Origin of the sequence: Mesorhizobium sp. Cs1299R1N3, from assembly GCF_037179625.1 — a bacterium.
Taxonomy (GTDB): domain Bacteria; phylum Pseudomonadota; class Alphaproteobacteria; order Rhizobiales; family Rhizobiaceae; genus Mesorhizobium; species Mesorhizobium salmacidum.
Window position 1 is genome coordinate 444,311 of sequence record NZ_JAPYKQ010000001.1, and the last position, 17,305, is coordinate 461,615.

Here is a 17,305-nt window from a genome sequence, read left to right on the forward strand (position 1 = left end):
CTTATCCTCTGTAGACCAATCCCTGCGGGTCGATCTCCGGCTTGCGGCCGGCGACGAGGTCGGCGAGGAATTTTCCCGAGCCACAGGCCATGGTCCAGCCGACATGGCCGTGGCCGGTGTCGAGATAAAGGTTGCGGTATTTCGCCTGGCCGATGACCGGCACCGAGTTCGGCATCATTGGCCGCAAACCTGCCCACAGCTCTGCCTTCTTCTCGTCGAAGGCACCGGGGAACAGGTCCTTGCCCGTCCTGAACATGGTGGCAAAGTCGCTGGGCTTGTGGGTGCGGTCGAAGCCGGTGAATTCGGCGGTCGAAGCCAACCGCAAGCGATTGCCGAGGCGCGAATAGGCCATCAGCTGATCCTCGTCGGCGCCGCCCATGGTCGGGCCCTTGCTCTCGTCCTCCAGCGGAATCGTCGCCGTATAGCCCTTCACCGGATAGACCGGCAGGTCGATGCCGTAGCGCCGGCCGAGCAGACCACTCTCCGGCCCCATCGAGATGACCACTGCATCGCCGACGATCGGTCCGGCCGAGGTCATCACGGCCCCCACCCGGTCGCCCTCGATATCGAGGCTCTCGACCGCCGTGCCGTAAAGAAAGTTCACGCCGAGCTTTTCGGCGGCGTAGGCGGCCAAATTTTCCACGAACTGCCGGGAATCGCCGGTCTGGTCGATCGGCGAGTAGACACCTCCGGCGATCTTTTCCTTCACCCCGGCAAGACCTGGTTCAAGCTCGACCAGCCGGTCGCGGCCGACGATCTCGATCGGCAGGCCATGCTCGGCCAGATAGCGGTAATTGTCGGTGCCGGTGTCGAGACTGTGCTGCGAGCGGAAGAAGTAGAGGATGCCCTTCTTGCGCTCGTCATAGTGGATGCCGGTATCGGCTGAAATGGCATTGATGCAGTCGCGCGAATAGAGCGCGAGCCGCAGCTTGACCTGGCTGTTGGCGCGCAGGCGGGCCACCGTGCACTGGCGCAGGAAGCGCAGGCTCCAGGCGAGAAAATAGGGATCGAAGCGCAGCCGCACCTTGATGCCGAGATCATGATTGTAGAGCCCGCGCAGGAACGTCTTAAGTGCCGCCGGCGAGGCCCAGGCGGTGGCATCCCCCGGAGACACCAGCCCGGCATTCGACTGGCTGGTGCCCCGCGCCGGCGCCGGATGGCGCTCGATCACGGTGACCTCGTGACCGTCGGCGGCCAGGTAATAGGCGGCGGCCGTACCGACGACGCCGGCTCCAAGCACCGTTATCCTCATGCCATCCCCCAAAGCTCTCGCGGCACGGCGCCTCCACGCTGTGTCGCGAATGCTTGCATAGCGCGTCGCCGCGCACCTTGCGAGCCCTTGGGGCTTGTGAGCCCCTTGGGAAAGCGCGCTCAGCTCCGCGCGGAGTTCTTGCCGGTCAGGATGCGCTCCCAGGCCAGCGCGTCGTTGACGATCTGGTCGAGATCGTCGCGCTGCGGGATCCAGCCGAGTTCGGACCGTGCGAGATCGGAATTCGCAACCACCGCCGCGGCATCGCCGGGACGTCGGTCGCCCATCCTGACCTCGAAGTCATGGCCAAAGGCGCGGCGCACGCTGTCGATGACCTCGAGCACCGAATAGCCATGGCTATAGCCGCAATTGGCGACGAGGCTGGCGCCGCCGGCGCGTAGCCGTTGCAGCGCAAGGCGATGCGCGGCGGCCAGATCGCTGACATGGATATAGTCGCGCATGCAGGTGCCATCCGGCGTCGGATAATCGGTGCCGAAGACCTGCATGAACGGGCGCTTGCCGAGCGCGGTCTCGCAGGCGACCTTGATCAGATGGGTGGCGCCCGGCGTCGACTGGCCGGTGCGGCCCTTCGGGTCGGCGCCGGCGACGTTGAAATAGCGCAGCGCCGTGTAGCGGATGTCGTGCGCAAGGCCTGCATCGCGCAGCATCCATTCGCTCATCAGCTTGGACAGGCCATAGGGCGATTCCGGCGCCAGACGGGCATCCTCGCGCACCGGCTCCAGTCCGGCGCCGCCATAGACGGCGGCTGTCGAGGAGAAGATGAAATTCGGCACGCCTTCGCGCACCGCGGTTTCGATCAGCGTGCGTGTCTTCGAGGTGTTGTTCTCATAGTAGGCGAGCGGGTCGGCGACCGATTCCGGGACGACGATGGAGCCGGCGAAATGGATGATCGCGTCGACCTTGTTCTCCCGGATGATCGAGCCGACCAATTCCTTGTCGGCGACATCGCCGACGACCAGCCTTGCCTCCGGCGCCACCGCCCATTCGAAGCCGGTGGAAAGCCGGTCGAGAACGACCACGCTTTCGCCCGCATCCAGCAATTCCCAGACCATATGGCTGCCGATATAGCCTGCGCCACCTGTCACCAAAACCGTCATCCGCGTCCTCGCTTACCCTAGATTTATCGGAAACTGTCTCAACAACCGCCTTACTGGAAAGTCTGCCGTCTGCCCATTAAAACCCGATGTAACCAGCGTTCACTTGATGTGGCATCGTGCGGAAACAAAAGTGAACCAAAGAGCGTGCCACGGATTGGGAATAGGCCACGATCCGCCGTCGTTAGGAACAGGTCCGGGGCGTGGCATTTTGACCAAATCGGCCCGGTGGACGACCAAAAGGCCAATGATTATGATCCCGCCCAAAATTGGGAAGTCGATATGAATTACCAGCGTTTCTTCGAGGAGGCTATCGACCAGCTCCATGCCGAGCGTCGCTACCGCGTCTTCGCCGACCTCGAGCGCATCGCGGGCAAGTTCCCGCGCGCCATCTGGCGTGCCAACGGCCGCGCCGAGGAAATCACCGTCTGGTGCTCCAATGACTATCTCGGCATGGGCCAGCACGCGGACGTGATCGCCGCGTTCCAGAACACGGCAGGCAAGATGGGCTCCGGCGCCGGCGGCACCCGAAACATCTCCGGCACGTCCAACCCGCTGGTCGAACTCGAGCATGAGCTGGCCGACCTGCACGGCAAGGAAGCGGCTCTCGTCTTCACCTCCGGCTTCGTCTCCAACGAAGCCTCGATCTCGACCATCGCACGGCTTTTGCCCAATTGCCTGATCATCTCGGACGAGCTGAACCATGCCTCGATGATCGAAGGCGTGCGGCGCTCGGGCGCCGAGAAAAAGATCTTCCGCCACAATGACGTCGCGCATCTGGAAAGCCTTTTGCAGACGGCGGGCCGCGAACGCGCCAAGCTGATCGTCTTCGAAAGCGTCTATTCGATGGATGGCGACATCGCGCCGATCAAAGAGATCGTCGAGCTCGCCGAGCGCTACAACGCCATGACCTATATCGACGAGGTCCATGCGGTCGGCATGTACGGGCCGCGCGGCGGCGGCATCACCGAGCGCGAAGGCCTGGCCGACCGTATCGATATCATCGAAGGCACGCTCGCCAAGGCGTTCGGCACGCTGGGCGGCTACATCACCGGCACCAGCGCCGTCATCGACGCGGTGCGCTCCTATGCGCCGGGCTTCATCTTCACCACGGCGCTGCCGCCGGCGATCGCCGCCGCGGCCACAACATCGATCCGTCATCTCAAGCGCTCGCAGGCCGAGCGCGATGCCCAGCAGCAGCAAGCGAGCCGAACCAAGCAGATCCTGTCCGCCGCCGGCCTGCCGGTGATGGAGTCGCCAACCCACATCGTGCCGCTGCTGGTTGGCGATCCGGAGCTCTGCAAGATGGCCAGCGACCGGCTGCTCGGCGTGCACGGCATATACATCCAGCCGATCAACTACCCGACGGTGCCGCGCGGCACCGAGCGGCTGCGCATCACACCGACGCCGTTCCATTCCGACGCGCTGATCGCCGAACTGCAGGACGCGCTGGTCGAGACCTGGGACGCGCTCGGCATTCCTTACGGGTCAGCGGGACGGCCAGCCGTCGCGAAAAGCGACCGCATTATTCCGCTTCTGGTGCCGAAGTCAGGCGGCTAAGGCCGCCACCTGTTCAAACAGTGTTCATCCAGCTTGCCAGCCGGTTTGCCGCTTCCTCGAGCTGATCGAGGCGGCGGTGGAAGCACAGCCGCAGGAACGCTTCGCCACCGGGGCCGAAGGCGGTGCCGGGCGCCAGGCCGACATTGGCCTTGTCGACGATTTCGAAAGCGGCTGCCCGCGAATCCGTGATGCCGTCGACGGTGAAGAACAGGTAGAAGGCGCCCTGCGGCACGGTGAAGCGCGCCTTGCCGGTTTCGCCGAGAATGCCGCAGACCAGGTCGCGGGCTTTCCTCGCCCGCTCCACCTGTTCGGCGACGAAGGCATCGCCCTCGTCGAGCGCCGCGACCGCGCCGCGCTGCATGAACTGGGCGACGCCCGAGTTCGAATACTGGATCAGGTTCTCGAACACCTGCTGCAGGCTTGGATGGGTCTTGATCCAGCCGACGCGCCAGCCGGTCATGGCCCAGTTCTTGGAAAAACTGTTGACGAACAGGATGCGGTCTTCCGCCTCCGCGATGTCGAGGAAGGATGGCGCGCGGCCATGACCATAGTGGAACAGCGAATAGATCTCGTCGGCGATGATCCACAGACCCCTGGCGCGGGCGAGATCGAGGATCGCCCGCAAGGTCTCATGGTCGGCGGTCCAGCCGGTCGGATTGGACGGCGTGTTGATGAACAGCGCCTTCGTGCGCGGCGTGACCGCCGCCGCGATCTTCTCGACGTCGCAGGACCAGCCATTTCCGGAATGGTCGAGCGTGACCGGCACCGGCACGGCACCCGCGATCGCGGCGGCGGCGTCGAAATTCGGCCAGGCGGGCGACAGGTAGATCACTTCGTCGCCAGCTCCCGCAAGCGCATCGAGCGCCAGCTGGATGGCATGCATGCCTGAGCCGGTGACGATGAATTGCTCCTCGGGGAAGGTCTTGGCGAAATGCCTGGAATGGTAGCGGGCCAGCGCTTGCCTGAGATCGGGGATGCCCCTCTGCCAGGTGTAGAACGTCTCGCCGCCGGCCAGCGCCTTCGACGCGGCATCGGTGATGAAGGCAGGCGTCGGCAGGTCGCCCTCGCCGGCCCAGAGCGGGATCAGGCCTTCGCGCAATCTGCCGTAGTTGACGACGGCGACGATACCGCTTTCAGGCGCGGCCAGGGCCTCGGGGCGCAGGGTCTGGATCAGGGTCATTGGGCAGGTCCGTTGTCTCGGGCGTTCGTAAGCGCTGCTTACCAGATACGAAAACAGAAAACCCCGGCCGCGAACGACCGGGGTTTTGGTCCAGAAGAACTCTATCCGTCTACCGCCTGGCCAGCAGATCGCGGATTTCGGTCAAGAGCTGTACATCGGCCGGCGGGGGAGCTGCCGCTGCGGCGGGCTTTTCGCTTTCCAGGCGCCTGCGCATGTTGTTCACGGCCTTGACCATGAGGAAGATGATGAAGGCGAGGATGAGGAAGTTCAGCACCACGGTGATGAAGCTGCCATAGGCAAAAACGGCGCCTTGCTTTTTGGCGTCCGCCAATGAGGTGGCGTTGACGGCCGAGGAAAGCCCAAAGAAGTAATTGTTGAAGTCCAACCCGCCGAAGATGGCTCCGACGATCGGCATGATGATGTCGTTGACCAGCGAATCGACAATCTTGCCGAAGGCAGCGCCGATGATGACGCCGACGGCCAAGTCCATCACGTTGCCCTTGGAAATGAATTCCTGGAATTCTTTCAGCATTCGACCCTCCTTGTCATGACGGGCCGCACAGCCGTCCCATCCCCGAGGCACCGACCCGGCGACACCATAACAAAAACCTTGGGTTGCACCATCGGCTAAAAAAAAACAACCGCTTTCTCCTTACCTGGGGGCAGCCGCCGGAAATCATCGCCCGCATGCGCCCAAAGCCGTGATGGACTCGGGCGCCAAGCTGTGATTGCGTCTGCCCCGGCCAGGTGAAAATCGGCACAGGGAGGATCTTGCCGGCGTGCAGGGCTTGTTCATCGTCATCATCGCGATCGCCTATGTGACGCTGCTGTTCGCCATCGCCAGCCTGGGCGACCGCCGCTCGGCCTTGTCAGGCCCCGGTCGGGCGCGGCCCTTCATCTATGCGCTCAGCCTTGCCATTTACTGCACGTCCTGGACCTTCTTCGGCTCAGTCGGCCTTTCCTCGGAGCGCGGCCTCGAATTCCTCGGCATCTATACCGGCCCGGTGCTGGTGTTCGTGTTCGGCTTTCCCTTGCTCAACCGCATCGTGCGGCTTGCCAAGACCGAGAAGATCACCTCGGTCGCCGACTTCCTCGGCGCGCGTTACGGCAAGAGTTTCACCGTGGCCGCGATCGCCACGCTGATCGCCACGATCGGCGCCGTGCCCTATATCGCGCTGCAATTGAAGGCGATCTCCGGCTCGGTCAGCCTGATGGTCGAGCATTATACGGGCTCGCCGCCCTCCTTCGATCCCTTCGTCAGCGACATCTCGCTGGTCGTCGCCATGCTGCTTGCGCTGTTTGCGGTCCTGTTCGGCACACGCCATGCCGACGCCACCGAACACCAGGACGGGCTGGTGCTGGCGGTGGCGGTCGAGACCGTGGTCAAGCTTGCCGCCTTCCTGGCCATCGGCCTGATGGTCATCTTCCTGATCTTCGGCGGCCCCGGCGACATGTTCGACCGGCTGGCCGAGAATGGCCAGGTGCGGCAGGCAATGGGCTATTCGACGTCGCTCGCCACCTGGCTGGTGCTGACATGTCTCAGCGGTTTCGCCATCATTCTCCTGCCGCGGCAGTTCTACGTCACCATCGTCGAGAACCGCAGCGAGGCCGAACTGCGCACCGCGACATGGGTGTTCCCGCTCTATCTGGTGGCGATCAACCTGTTCGTGCTGCCGATCGCCTTTGCCGGCCTGACGCTGGTCGGCACAAGGACGAGCAGCGATCTTTATGTGCTGTCGCTGCCGCTGTTCAGCGGCCACGATTTCCTGGCCATGGCCGCCTTCATCGGCGGCCTGTCGGCGGCAACCGCCATGGTCATCGTCGAGAGCGTGGCGCTGTCGATCATGATCTCCAACGACCTGATCATCCCGCTGTTCGTGCGCCGGCTGTTGCGCACGACCACCTCCGAGAACGAGGATTGGTCGACGCTCATCCTCAATGTGCGGCGTGGAGCGATCTTCATCCTTCTGTTCATCGCCTTTCTCTACTATCGCGAGAGCACCAACAGCGCCCGGCTGTCGTCGATCGGCCTGATGTCCTTCGCGGCGATCGGGCAATTCGCGCCGGCCCTGATCGGCGGATTGATCTGGCGCGGCGCCAACGGCCGGGGCGCGGCACTCGGCATGGTCGCCGGCATCCTGGTCTGGGGCTACACGCTGCTGGTGCCGTCGCTCGTCGCGCAAGATGCCGGCATCATCGTGCATGGACTGTTCGGCTTCGAGGCGTTGCGGCCGCAGGCACTGTTCGGCACCGTCGCCGAACCGCTGAACCACGGCGTGCTGTGGAGCCTGTCGGTCAATGCGCTGTTCTTCGTCTTCGGGTCGCTATCGCGCGCGTCGGTGCCGCTGGAGCGCATCCAGGCATCGATCTTCGTGCCGCGCGAAGCCGGCCCGATGCCGAGCCTGCGCCGCTTCCGCACCGCCATCACCGTCAACGACCTCAAGGATACGATCGCACGTTATCTTGGTGTCGAACGCACCGAGCGGTCCTTTCAATCCTTCGAGAAGAGCAACGGCACCTCGCTGCACGGCAACGAGCAGGCCAGCATGGACGTCATCCGCTTTTCCGAGCAGCTGTTGGCAAGCGCCGTCGGCTCTTCCTCGGCGCGTCTGATCCTGTCGCTGCTGTTTCGCCGCCACGACCGAGAATCCCGCGACGCCTTCCGCCTGCTCGACGACGCCACGGAAGCGCTGCAGCACAACCGCGACCTGCTGCAGATCGCGCTCGACCAGATGGAGCAAGGCATCACCGTCTTCGACCGCGATTTCCGGCTGATCTGCTGGAACCGCCAATACCGGGCGCTGTTCGACCTGCCCGACGAGATGGGCCAGGTCGGCGTTTCGCTCGACCAGATCCTTCGCCATCTTGCCGAGCGCGGCGACATTCCCGCCGACCAGCGCGTGACGATGCTCAACCGGCTGACCAGCTTCGTCAGCCCGTGGCAGATGGAGTTGAAGACCAGCGGTCGCATCGTGGAACTGCGCTCCAACCCGATGCCCGACGGCGGCATCGTCGCCACCTATGCCGACATCTCGGGGCGCGTCGAGCAGGACCTGGCGTTGAAGCGCGCCAATGAATCGCTGGAGCAGCGCGTCAAGACCCGCACCGTCGAACTGACTAGGGTCAACGAGGAATTGACCCGGGTCAACGAGGAACTGGCACAGGCACAGATGCTCGCCGAGGAGGCCAATCTCGGCAAGACACGCTTCCTTGCCGCCGCCGGTCACGACATCCTGCAACCCTTGAATGCCGCCCGGCTCTATTGTTCCTCGCTGATCGAGAAGGCCGGCAAGGGTCCAGCAGGCAAGGCGGCCATCAACATCGAATCCTCGCTGGAATCGGTCGAGACCATTCTCGGCGCCGTGCTTGACATTTCGCGCCTTGATGCCGGCGCCATGAAACCTGACGACACCGCCTTCACCCTGGATGGCCTGCTGCGCCAGATCGGCAATGATTTTCGGCCACTGGCCGCGGAGAAAAAGCTTGGCCTGACGATCATGCCGTCGTCGCTGACGGTGATGACGGACCGTAACCTGTTGCGCCGCCTGATCCAGAATCTTGTCTCCAACGCCATCAAATACACCCGCCAGGGCCGCATCCTTGTCGGTGTGCGGCGCCGTGGCGATCTGGCCGAGATCCAGGTGATCGATACCGGTATCGGCATCGCAGGTGACAAGCTCAACACTGTTTTCCACGAGTTCACCCGGCTGGACGAAGGCGCACGCGAAGCCGAAGGTCTTGGTCTCGGCCTCTCCATCGTCGACCGCATCGCCAGGGTGTTGCGGCTCGAGATCCGCATCTTCTCCAACCCCGGCAAGGGCACGCGCTTTTCCGTCATCCTGCCGGTGGCGGCCGCGCAGGAGCCGCGACGCGAGGTCGAGACCAGGGCGCCGGCCCGCGCGGCGGCTTCGCTGTCCGGGCTGCATGTGCTGTGCATCGACAATGACATCCGTATCCTCGAAGGCATGCGGCTGCTGCTCGAAGGCTGGGGCTGCAATGTCGCCACGGTGACCGGCTCGGGGGATCTCGACAGGGTCGCGGTCCAACGTCCCGACATCGTGCTTGCCGACTACCATCTCGACCGCGAAACCGGTCTCGACATTATCATCCGGCTGCGGGCGACGCATGGTGACGACCTGCCGGCCGTGCTGGTCACGGCCGACCGCTCCAACGAGGTGCGAGCAGCCGCGGCAGGCCTCGATATCCCGATAATCAACAAGCCCCTGAAGCCGGCGGTCCTGCGTTCGATGATGGCCAGGTTCAGGCCGATGGTACGGGCGGCGGAGTGATGTCGATGCGCCTGGATCAGGCCTGGTGCCCCAGGTTTTTGAGATAGGCGCAGAACATGTCGGCGAGTGCGTCGGAATAGGCTTCGATTTCCGCCGACGTTCGCGGCTTTTCCGAAAACTCCGCCCCCACCGAGCTCAGCGTCGTTCGGATCAGGTCGCCGGCCATGACGCACACGGCATCGGGCGCATCAGGCAGCGTCTCGCGCATGAATGACTGGACCGCGCGATTGGCCACGGCCCTCGATTCGTCGGCCTCAGGCGCGTCCCGGTAGAGCGGAGCGGCATCGTTCAGGGCCCCGCGTACCGCCGCCTCCTCGCATTCCGAACGGATGAAGGCGTGCACCAGGGTGCGCGTCCGCTCAAGCGGCGGACTTTCGGCGTTCTCCAGGATGCCGCACAAGAGCTCGGTCGTCTGCCGCCATTCATCGCTCTGCAGCCGGAACAGCAGAGCCGCCTTGTTGGGGAAATACTGGTAGAGCGAGCCGACGCTGACGCCGGCCCTTTCGGCCACGCGCGTGGTGGTGAAACGCCGTGCGCCTTCACTCGCCAGAACCTGAACAGCAGCCTCTAAAATCGCCGCGACGAGTTCCGTGGCGCGCGCCTGCTTAGGTTGTTTTCGGGTGGAAATTGAAGGGGTTGGGCGTTGGATCATGGAGGCACCCGGGAATGCGAATTGGAAACCTGAAGGATTATTCGTATTTTTCGAGACAACACAACGACGCATGCATTTCCGACTGGAGAACTGCCATGACCACGCTCACCGGAACCCCGCTGGCTCCCCTGCTCGCGCGCCTGTTCGAGGAAGCCGATGCCGCGACAAGCCCGGCCATGGCGCGATATTCGCATGAAGAACGGGCCCGCCTGCTCAACAGCAAGACCGAATATCGCGAGTTCTATGGCAGCATGAAGGATCTCTGGCTCGCGGTTTCGCCGGAAACCGGCACATTGCTCTACATGCTGGCGCGCAGCACGGGCGCGCGCATCATCGTCGAATTCGGCACCTCGTTCGGCATCTCGACGCTCTACCTTGCCGCCGCGCTGCGGGACAATGGTGGCGGCCGTCTGATCACGACCGAGTTCGAGAGTTCCAAGGTGATGCGAGCCAAGGCCAATCTCAGGGAAGGCGGCCTCATCGACCTGGTCGAAATCCGCGAGGGTGACGCGCTGGAGACGCTGAGCGCCGACTTGCCCGAGACGATCGACCTGTTGCTGCTCGACGGCGCCAAGGCGCTCTATCCGGAGATTCTTGGTTTGGTCGAGAGCCGGTTGAGGCCCGGTGCTTTGGTCATTGCCGACAACGCCGATTTCGCTCCCGACTATCTCGAGCGCGTGCGCTTGCCGGCGGGAGGCTACATGTCGACGCCGTTTGGCGACGAGGTGGAGTTGTCGATGCGGCTCGGCTGAACACTCCGGCATAGACGACGATCAGATCAGCATGCTGCTCCTCGAGCGGCCGTAGGCGTTAACGTCAGACAACGCGCAATCCGGCCCTTCGGGCCTCCGACGCGTAGGTGACATCATCATGACCACAATTCCCTCCTGGCGCGGGCTGCCGCGCCCGGCGACGCTTGGACTTTTTCTGTTCTTCTGCGCCGGTTTCGCCGACGGCGCGCTGGTGCCTTTCTTTCCACTCTGGGCAAGCAGCGAAGCCGGCATCCCTGTCGGCGCGATCGGCCTGCTGTTCGGCTGCTATGCCGGCGGCGAGCTGCTGGCGGCGCCGCTCATCGGCGGCATCGCCGACCGCATCGGCCGGCGGCCGGTGCTGATTGCCTCGTCGCTCGGCGTCGGTGCCGGCTTTCTGGCCCTGTTCTTCGTACACGGCGTCGTCGCCACCGCGCTCGTGCTGCTTTTGACCGGCATCTGCGAATCGGTGCTTCACCCGACAATACTGACCGCGATCGCCGATGTGACAGAGCCGTCCGCGCATCCGCGCTGGTTCAGCATGGCACGGGTGAGTTCGAGCGCGGGACAGATACTCGGGCCGGCCTGTGGTGCCTTGCTTGCGCTTATGTCACTGCGCAGCGTGTTTCTCGCCGGCGGCACGATGCTTGTGCTGGGCGGGATCGTGATGCTGCTGGCCCTGGACGAGACGATCAGCGCCGGCCGCGCCACCGGCGACGGCGACGGCGACGGCGACGGCGACGAAGAGTACGAAGAGGAAGAAGGCTTGTCCGCGCTGCTGCCGGCGTTCCGCGATGGCCGGTTGGCGAAGCTGCTGCTCTGGGTCGTCCTGTTCGAGGTCGCCGGCAACTGGATCGAGGCGGTCATCCCGCTCTATGCGCATGACGCCGGCACGCTGACACCATCCGGCATCGGCGCGCTGTTCGCCTACGCGGCCGCCCTGACGGTCGGCCTGCAGATGCTGGTAAGCCGTATGGTCGAGGCACGGTCCGCCTTGTGGCTTACGGTCGGTGCTGGCCTGGCAACGATACTCGCCTTCGCCCTGCTGGCCGCCTCGCCTGCAATGTTGGCGCTGATCGGCGCGGTCAGCCTGTGCTCGGTCGCCCAGATGCTGGTCGGCCCGCTGGTGCCGACCGCCGTCAATGCGCTGGCGCCTCAGGCACGGCGGGCTTCCTACATGGCGGCCTCGTCGGTGGCGGTCGACCTCAAGGATTCGCTCGGCCCTTCCATCGGCACGGCGCTTTACGCACTGGCGCCGCGCCTGCCATGGATCGCCGGCATTCCGCTGGTGGCGATCGCCTCGCTCGGCCTTGGCGCCGCGATCGGCCGCGCACGGCGGCCTTCAAACGAATCCAAATCGAACCCGAGCGCCAGACCGGAAGCGGTCAATCCACAGGAGTTGCCGGTACCATGGTCGCCAAATCCGGCAACCGAATAGTCGCGACCCGCTGCAGCCGGCACTCAGCCCGCCGGTTGCAGCGGGTCGCTGCCGATCTTGGACAGCAGGATCACCGCCTGGGTGCGGCTGTCGACGCCGAGTTTTTGCAATATGGCCGAGACATGCGCCTTGATCGTCGCCTCGGAAACGCCGAGCTCATAAGCGATCTGCTTGTTGAGCAGGCCTTCAGCCAGCATGCCGAGCACGCGGGTCTGCTGCGGGGTCAACGCCTGCAGCCGTTTGATCAGGTCCGATATTTCGGGATCGCGTTCGACACCGAGATCGACGCCGACGGGTGCCGCGATATCGCCGGCAAGCACCGACTGCACGGCGCCGCGGATCTCCTCCATGCTGGCCGACTTGGAGATGAAACCGGAGGCGCCGAGATCGAGAGCGCGCCGGATGGTCGCTGGATCGTCATGCGCAGACACCACAACCAGCGGCACCGCCGGATGGATGCCGCGCAGGGAGATCAGGCCGGAGAGGCCGCTGGCGCCAGGCATCGACAGGTCCAGCAGCACGAGATCGACATCTTCGTTGGCCACGACCAGCGCCTTGGCGCTTTCGAAATCGCCCGCCTCATGAATGGCGGTGACATTGCCGATGCCGGCAAGCGCCTCGCGCAGGGCGCCGCGAAACAGCGGGTGGTCGTCGGCGATGACGAAAGTATAGCCTGACGGCAAGATGTCCCTCCCCGAATCCCCGATTTACTGCTTTTTGCGGGATCAGTCGGACGATTATGAGGGGCCGCGCGCTGTTTTCAAGCGGCAAAGCCAGCGCGCCGCGTTTTCCCTCGTCACTCGCGCTCAGGTCTTCTGCGAGTTGAGCTGGGCGCCGCCGCCGCTGTCCTTGTCCATATCCTTGACGATGCCCATGAAGCTCTTCAGGAAGCGCTCCATATAGCTCATCGTCGTGTTGAAATCCTCCTCGCTCGGCAGTTTCGATTCGAGGCGGGCGGAGAGCGAATTCTCCAGCCTGGTGACGCGCTCGTCCATCGCCTTCATCGAGGTCTGCAGGCGATCGACCTCATCCTGGTAAGCGGCGCGTTCATCGGCCGCCATCTTGCAGACGAGCTGGCCCGAATGCTCCTCGCAGATCGACATCGCGCCGGTCTGCGTATCCATGCGGACATAGCCGTTATCAGACTTTTCCAGCCGGTAGCGGTCGGCTTCTTCCGAATAAGCTGAGGCCGCGACCAGTGAAACGAGCGCGGCGGGGATCAAGATGTGCTGCAGACGCATGTTGTCCTCCATGGCCAAAGCCTGAAATATCGCATGTTTGCGCCGGAAATGGGGAAGACCCTTGGCGTGGCCTTCCCCGCGCGACTGGTTCGGATTATAGCGCAACCATGTCACAGATTATCTACAAGATAACTCCGCAAGCGCTTTGGCGCGAGGCCGAAGCCAATGGCCGCTTCACCGGAGCGCCAATCGACGTCGCCGACGGCTTCATCCATTTTTCGACGGTAGCGCAGGTTGCGGAAACCGCGGCAAAGCATTTTTCCGGCCAGACCGACCTTCTGCTGGTCGCCATCGACGGGATCGGCCTGGGCGATGCGCTGAAATACGAAGTCTCGCGCGGCGGCGCGCTGTTTCCGCATCTCTACGGCGTGCTCGACCTGAAAGCCGTGCTGTGGATCAAGCCTCTGCCGCTCGGTGCCGACGGTACTCACCAATTCCCGCCCCTGGAGGGCCAATGAGCGTGCTCGACCGGCTCGGCCAGAAGCTGCTGTTCAGCTTTGATCCGGAAACCGCGCACGGCCTGTCGATCGCGGCGCTGCGCTGCGGCCTGCCGGTTGGCGCGCGGACGGTACGCGATACAAGGCTGAAGGTCAGCCTTTGCGGTCTCGATTTCCCGAACCCACTTGGCATGGCGGCTGGCTACGACAAGAACGCCGAAGTACCCGATGCGCTGCTTGGCCTCGGTTTCGGCTTCGCCGAGGTCGGTACCATCACGCCCCTGCCGCAATCCGGCAACCCGAAGCCACGCATCTTCCGCCTGACATCGGATGAAGCCGTCATCAACCGGCTGGGCTTCAACAATGAAGGCCACGCGGCGGCCGAAAAACGCCTTGCCGCGCGCAAGGGGCGCGGCGGCATCGTCGGCGTCAACATCGGCGCGAACAAGGACAGCGCCGACCGCGCCGGCGATTATGAACGCGGCGTCGCCCGCTTCGCGCCCCACGCCAGCTATCTCACCGTCAACATTTCCTCACCCAACACGCCTGGCCTGCGCACCATGCAGGCGCGCGAGCAACTCGGCGAGCTCCTGTCGCGCGTCATGGCCGCGCGTGCGGCGGCAACCGCGCAGCCGCCGATCTTTCTCAAGATCGCGCCAGACCTGGTCGAGGCCGAGTTGGAGGATATCGCCGCCGAAGTCATGGAAAAGCGGATCGACGGCGTCATCGTCTCCAACACCACCATTTCACGACCGGGTCTGCGCAGCGGGGACGTCGCGCGGGAGACAGGCGGGCTTTCGGGAAAACCACTGTTCGAGCGCTCGACCATCGTGCTGGCCAAGATGCGCAAGCTGCTCGGGCCCGAAATGGCCATCATCGGTGTCGGCGGTGTCGATTCAGCGGAGACTGCGCTGGAAAAGATCCGCGCCGGCGCGGATCTGGTGCAGCTCTACACCGGCATGATCTATGCTGGGCCGGCGCTGCCGGGACGGATAATTTCAGGAATGGTGCGCTTCACCGACAAGTACGAGCTGAAGTCGATCGGTGACCTCCGTGACAGCCGTCTCGATTATTGGGCCGTTAAGGCACTCTGAGGCGGCTCAATAGGGGATTCCGTGCCAACTTACTTGGCGGAATCAGGATTACGAAGACTGTCCCAGCCTGGAGCAGTCTCCAAAGCAGTAAAGTCTCCCCTGGCGATCTCTTGGCAAATCCCCAAAAGTGCGCCGCCTGCCGCGCGCAAGCGAACCGCCAAGGCTTATCCTCCGCACACCAGCATTGGAAATCTGATCGAACCTCAACCCGGACACGCCTTGCCCGAGGACATGATTCACCGGAGAACTGACTGACCGGCATATCCTCTCGAGGGATACTAAATCCGGCACACCGGGCACGTACAGAACCTCAGCACCAAGTGCCTCGAACGCCCTTAGGCGCCGAATTGCCTCTTCGACATCATAAACTGCCTTGCCGATTCCATCGGCGCGAGCAGTAAGTACAATGTCGTACTTTCGCGCAGCTTTCGCCGCTACAGCAACACGCGCAACCGCATCGTCAAATTCGCGGATCGGCTGGGCGGGATCCGGCCGTCTGTCTTCGATCGAGAGTCCCGCCAATCCCGCCTCGGCCGCGAGCCGAACAGTCTCAGCGATTCCGTCCGGGGTGTCTTCATAGCAATCCTCAAAATCGGCGGTGACCGGGACATGGCTCGCCGCCGCTATCTCGGCGGCATATGCCAAACTTTCGTCGCGGCTGACCTCCTTTGCCCCATCCCTCTTCCCTCTCGAAAAGGCATAGCCTGACGAGGTTGTCGCCAGCGCGCCAAAGCCCAGACCTACCATCATCTGGGCGCCGGCTACGTCCCAGGGATTAGGAACCAGGAAACAGCCCGATTTGTGAAGCATACGAAATTGCTCAACCTTCTCGGACCGGGAAATCACAATACCCTCGAATTGGACGACTAGTTATGCAGTTAGACACAGATGGTACAAACTGCCACTGGTGTATGCCAACCCCGTTGCTCAAATCAAAATGCCGTTCGCACCCTGACCCGCAAGATCGTCAGCAGGCTCAATCCCCGCACCAGCAAGAAGACGTGCAAGGCCGCCCACAGGCCGTGATTGCCGAAGGCGGGCGCCAGCGTGATCAGCGCGGCGGCAAAGACGAGGAACGACAGGAGCATCATGTTGCGCATGTCGCGCGACCATGTCGCGCCGATGAAGACCCCGTCCATCTGGAAGGCAAGGACGCCGCTCAGCGCGGTGAACGCCGCCCAGGGCAGGTAGGTATCGGCTACGGCGCGGACATCCTGCGACGTCGTCACGACGGCGACCAGGTTGGTGCCGGCCATGAGCAGCACCAGCGTCGCGGCACCGGCCAGACCAAGGCCCCAGAGCAGGGTCAGCCGCACCGCCTGCCTGAAGGGCTGCTCGGCACGCGCGCCGACGGCGCGGCCGGCGAGTTGCTCGGCGGCGGTGGCGAACCCGTCGAGGAAATAGCCGGCGACGAGGAAGAAATTCATCAGCACCGCATTGGCGGCGAGCGTCACCGTTCCGAACTGCGCGCCTTGGCGGGTGAACAGCGCGAAGGCGGCGAGCAGCGAGAACGAACGGATCATGATGTCGCGGTTGAGCGACAGCATGCGCAGGAAGGCGCTCATGTCGAGCAGGCGGTTGCGAGGCAAGGGCGGACTGGATCGGAACCGGCGCACCACGATCGCGAGGCCAAGCAGCATGGCGAGGAATTCGCCGGTGACGGTTGCCCAGGCGACGCCGGAAACGCCCCAGCCAAGTTCAAGGCCGAGCAGGAAGCAGAGCGCGATGTTGATGCCATTGAGCACCAGTTGCAGGACAAGCCCGAGCCCGCCCTCGCCGCGCCCCAGGACATAGCCAAGGATGGCGTAGTTGATCAGCGAGAACGGGGCGGCGAGCAGCCTGATCCTGATATAAACGGCCATCGCCTCGCTGACGCGTGGTCCGGCGTCCATGAACCACTGGCCGCCGATGGCGATGAGCGGCGAAAGCGCCGCCAGCACGACGCCGGCTACGACCGCGATCAGCACGGCGCGCCAGAACACCGCCTGTTCCTCGAGGGCGTCTCCACGCCCGAAAGCCTGGGCGACGAGGCCGGTCGTGCCCGAACGCAGAAAATTGAAGGTGGTGAAAACGACGTCGAAAGCCAGCGCACCGGCCGCCAGGCCGCCAAGCAAGGCGGCATCGCCGAACTGGCCGACAACAGCCGTATCGACCAGGCCGAGCAGCGGCGTCGTCAGATAGGCGAGCGTCATCGGCACGGCGATGGCAAGCACGGAGCGGTTGGTGACGGAAAAGGCTCTGGCGTCGGTTAGGATTGCACCCTTGTCCAAAGGATTCCTGCCTCGCTGATTGCGGCTTGAT

At 63.9% G+C, this 17,305-nt stretch carries 15 protein-coding genes; 6 read left to right on the forward strand and 9 right to left on the reverse strand.

The annotated features are described in order from the left end of the window. Nucleotide 1 precedes the first annotated feature (1 nt). Together O7B34_RS02080 and galE are read right to left on the reverse strand one after the other, a co-directional pair. Nucleotides 2–1,252, reverse strand: coding sequence for a D-amino acid dehydrogenase (locus tag O7B34_RS02080; protein WP_337144686.1), 1,251 nt, complete (start codon nucleotides 1,250–1,252; stop codon nucleotides 2–4). Nucleotides 1,253–1,371: 119 nt separating this feature from the next. Continuing rightward, nucleotides 1,372–2,367, reverse strand: a complete 996-nt coding sequence (galE, locus tag O7B34_RS02085; protein ID WP_337144687.1) for a UDP-glucose 4-epimerase GalE — start codon at nucleotides 2,365–2,367, stop codon at nucleotides 1,372–1,374. A gap of 279 nt (nucleotides 2,368–2,646) precedes the next feature. Here galE and hemA point away from each other — a divergent pair, with 279 nt between their 5' ends. Beyond that, complete coding sequence (hemA, locus tag O7B34_RS02090) at nucleotides 2,647–3,924, forward strand: 5-aminolevulinate synthase (RefSeq protein WP_337139378.1); 1,278 nt, start codon at nucleotides 2,647–2,649, stop codon at nucleotides 3,922–3,924. Nucleotides 3,925–3,937: 13 nt separating this feature from the next. On the opposite strand, the gene O7B34_RS02095 is transcribed toward hemA, so the two are convergent. Next, on the reverse strand, nucleotides 3,938–5,104 hold the full coding sequence (locus O7B34_RS02095) for a pyridoxal phosphate-dependent aminotransferase (protein ID WP_337144688.1): 1,167 nt from the start codon (nucleotides 5,102–5,104) through the stop codon (nucleotides 3,938–3,940). Nucleotides 5,105–5,213: 109 nt separating this feature from the next. Further along, the gene (gene mscL, locus O7B34_RS02100; protein WP_337144689.1) at nucleotides 5,214–5,636 is read right to left on the reverse strand and encodes a large conductance mechanosensitive channel protein MscL; all 423 of its coding nucleotides are present in this window, start codon (nucleotides 5,634–5,636) and stop codon (nucleotides 5,214–5,216) included. A gap of 247 nt (nucleotides 5,637–5,883) precedes the next feature. Between mscL and O7B34_RS02105 the strand changes: the two genes are divergently transcribed. Further along, nucleotides 5,884–9,393: a PAS domain-containing hybrid sensor histidine kinase/response regulator gene (locus O7B34_RS02105; RefSeq protein ID WP_337144690.1), complete on the forward strand. Its 3,510-nt coding sequence runs from the start codon at nucleotides 5,884–5,886 to the stop codon at nucleotides 9,391–9,393. Between the two features lie 16 nt (nucleotides 9,394–9,409). Here O7B34_RS02105 and O7B34_RS02110 read toward each other — a convergent pair whose 3' ends face one another. Then, the gene (locus O7B34_RS02110) at nucleotides 9,410–10,045 is read right to left on the reverse strand and encodes a TetR family transcriptional regulator (protein WP_337144691.1); all 636 of its coding nucleotides are present in this window, start codon (nucleotides 10,043–10,045) and stop codon (nucleotides 9,410–9,412) included. A 95-nt stretch (nucleotides 10,046–10,140) separates the two neighbouring features. Between O7B34_RS02110 and O7B34_RS02115 the strand changes: the two genes are divergently transcribed. Together O7B34_RS02115 and O7B34_RS02120 are read left to right on the forward strand one after the other, a co-directional pair. Next, nucleotides 10,141–10,797, forward strand: coding sequence for an O-methyltransferase (locus O7B34_RS02115; RefSeq protein ID WP_337144692.1), 657 nt, complete (start codon nucleotides 10,141–10,143; stop codon nucleotides 10,795–10,797). Nucleotides 10,798–10,915: 118 nt separating this feature from the next. Continuing rightward, a complete protein-coding gene (locus tag O7B34_RS02120) occupies nucleotides 10,916–12,232 on the forward strand; it encodes an MDR family MFS transporter (RefSeq protein ID WP_337144693.1) in 1,317 nt (438 codons plus the stop codon). 23 nt (nucleotides 12,233–12,255) lie between these two features. On the opposite strand, the gene O7B34_RS02125 is transcribed toward O7B34_RS02120, so the two are convergent. Continuing rightward, entirely contained in the window at nucleotides 12,256–12,915 is a 660-nt protein-coding gene (locus O7B34_RS02125) for a response regulator transcription factor (protein ID WP_027145680.1), read from the reverse strand. Between the two features lie 123 nt (nucleotides 12,916–13,038). Next, entirely contained in the window at nucleotides 13,039–13,473 is a 435-nt protein-coding gene (locus O7B34_RS02130) for a hypothetical protein (protein WP_027145679.1), read from the reverse strand. Between the two features lie 107 nt (nucleotides 13,474–13,580). Here O7B34_RS02130 and O7B34_RS02135 point away from each other — a divergent pair, with 107 nt between their 5' ends. Together O7B34_RS02135 and O7B34_RS02140 are read left to right on the forward strand one after the other, a co-directional pair. Beyond that, entirely contained in the window at nucleotides 13,581–13,931 is a 351-nt protein-coding gene (locus O7B34_RS02135) for a DUF952 domain-containing protein (RefSeq protein ID WP_337144694.1), read from the forward strand. Beyond that, entirely contained in the window at nucleotides 13,928–15,004 is a 1,077-nt protein-coding gene (locus O7B34_RS02140; protein WP_337144695.1) for a quinone-dependent dihydroorotate dehydrogenase, read from the forward strand. The genes O7B34_RS02135 and O7B34_RS02140 overlap by 4 nt, the downstream gene beginning before the upstream one ends. 48 nt (nucleotides 15,005–15,052) lie before the next feature. Here the strand turns inward: O7B34_RS02140 and O7B34_RS02145 are convergent, their stop codons facing one another. After that, nucleotides 15,053–15,814 carry an isocitrate lyase/PEP mutase family protein gene (locus tag O7B34_RS02145; protein WP_337144696.1) on the reverse strand — a complete coding sequence of 254 codons (762 nt, stop codon included), beginning with the start codon at nucleotides 15,812–15,814 and terminating at the stop codon, nucleotides 15,053–15,055. Between the two features lie 122 nt (nucleotides 15,815–15,936). After that, nucleotides 15,937–17,274: an MATE family efflux transporter gene (locus O7B34_RS02150; RefSeq protein ID WP_337144697.1), complete on the reverse strand. Its 1,338-nt coding sequence runs from the start codon at nucleotides 17,272–17,274 to the stop codon at nucleotides 15,937–15,939. Nucleotides 17,275–17,305 lie beyond the last annotated feature (31 nt).

Bases quoted from the DNA above. Each gene is read 5' to 3' on its own strand.
- galE (WP_337144687.1), bottom strand. From the start codon at position 2,367: ATGACGGTTTTGGTGACAGGTGGCGCAGGCTATATCGGCAGCCATATG.
- O7B34_RS02115 (WP_337144692.1), top strand. From the start codon at position 10,141: ATGACCACGCTCACCGGAACCCCGCTGGCTCCCCTGCTCGCGCGCCTG.
- O7B34_RS02095 (WP_337144688.1), bottom strand. From the start codon at position 5,104: ATGACCCTGATCCAGACCCTGCGCCCCGAGGCCCTGGCCGCGCCTGAA.
- O7B34_RS02140 (WP_337144695.1), top strand. From the start codon at position 13,928: ATGAGCGTGCTCGACCGGCTCGGCCAGAAGCTGCTGTTCAGCTTTGAT.
- O7B34_RS02110 (WP_337144691.1), bottom strand. From the start codon at position 10,045: ATGATCCAACGCCCAACCCCTTCAATTTCCACCCGAAAACAACCTAAG.
- O7B34_RS02145 (WP_337144696.1), bottom strand. From the start codon at position 15,814: ATGCTTCACAAATCGGGCTGTTTCCTGGTTCCTAATCCCTGGGACGTA.
- O7B34_RS02130 (WP_027145679.1), bottom strand. From the start codon at position 13,473: ATGCGTCTGCAGCACATCTTGATCCCCGCCGCGCTCGTTTCACTGGTC.
- mscL (WP_337144689.1), bottom strand. From the start codon at position 5,636: ATGCTGAAAGAATTCCAGGAATTCATTTCCAAGGGCAACGTGATGGAC.
- O7B34_RS02120 (WP_337144693.1), top strand. From the start codon at position 10,916: ATGACCACAATTCCCTCCTGGCGCGGGCTGCCGCGCCCGGCGACGCTT.
- O7B34_RS02135 (WP_337144694.1), top strand. From the start codon at position 13,581: ATGTCACAGATTATCTACAAGATAACTCCGCAAGCGCTTTGGCGCGAG.
- hemA (WP_337139378.1), top strand. From the start codon at position 2,647: ATGAATTACCAGCGTTTCTTCGAGGAGGCTATCGACCAGCTCCATGCC.
- O7B34_RS02080 (WP_337144686.1), bottom strand. From the start codon at position 1,252: ATGAGGATAACGGTGCTTGGAGCCGGCGTCGTCGGTACGGCCGCCGCC.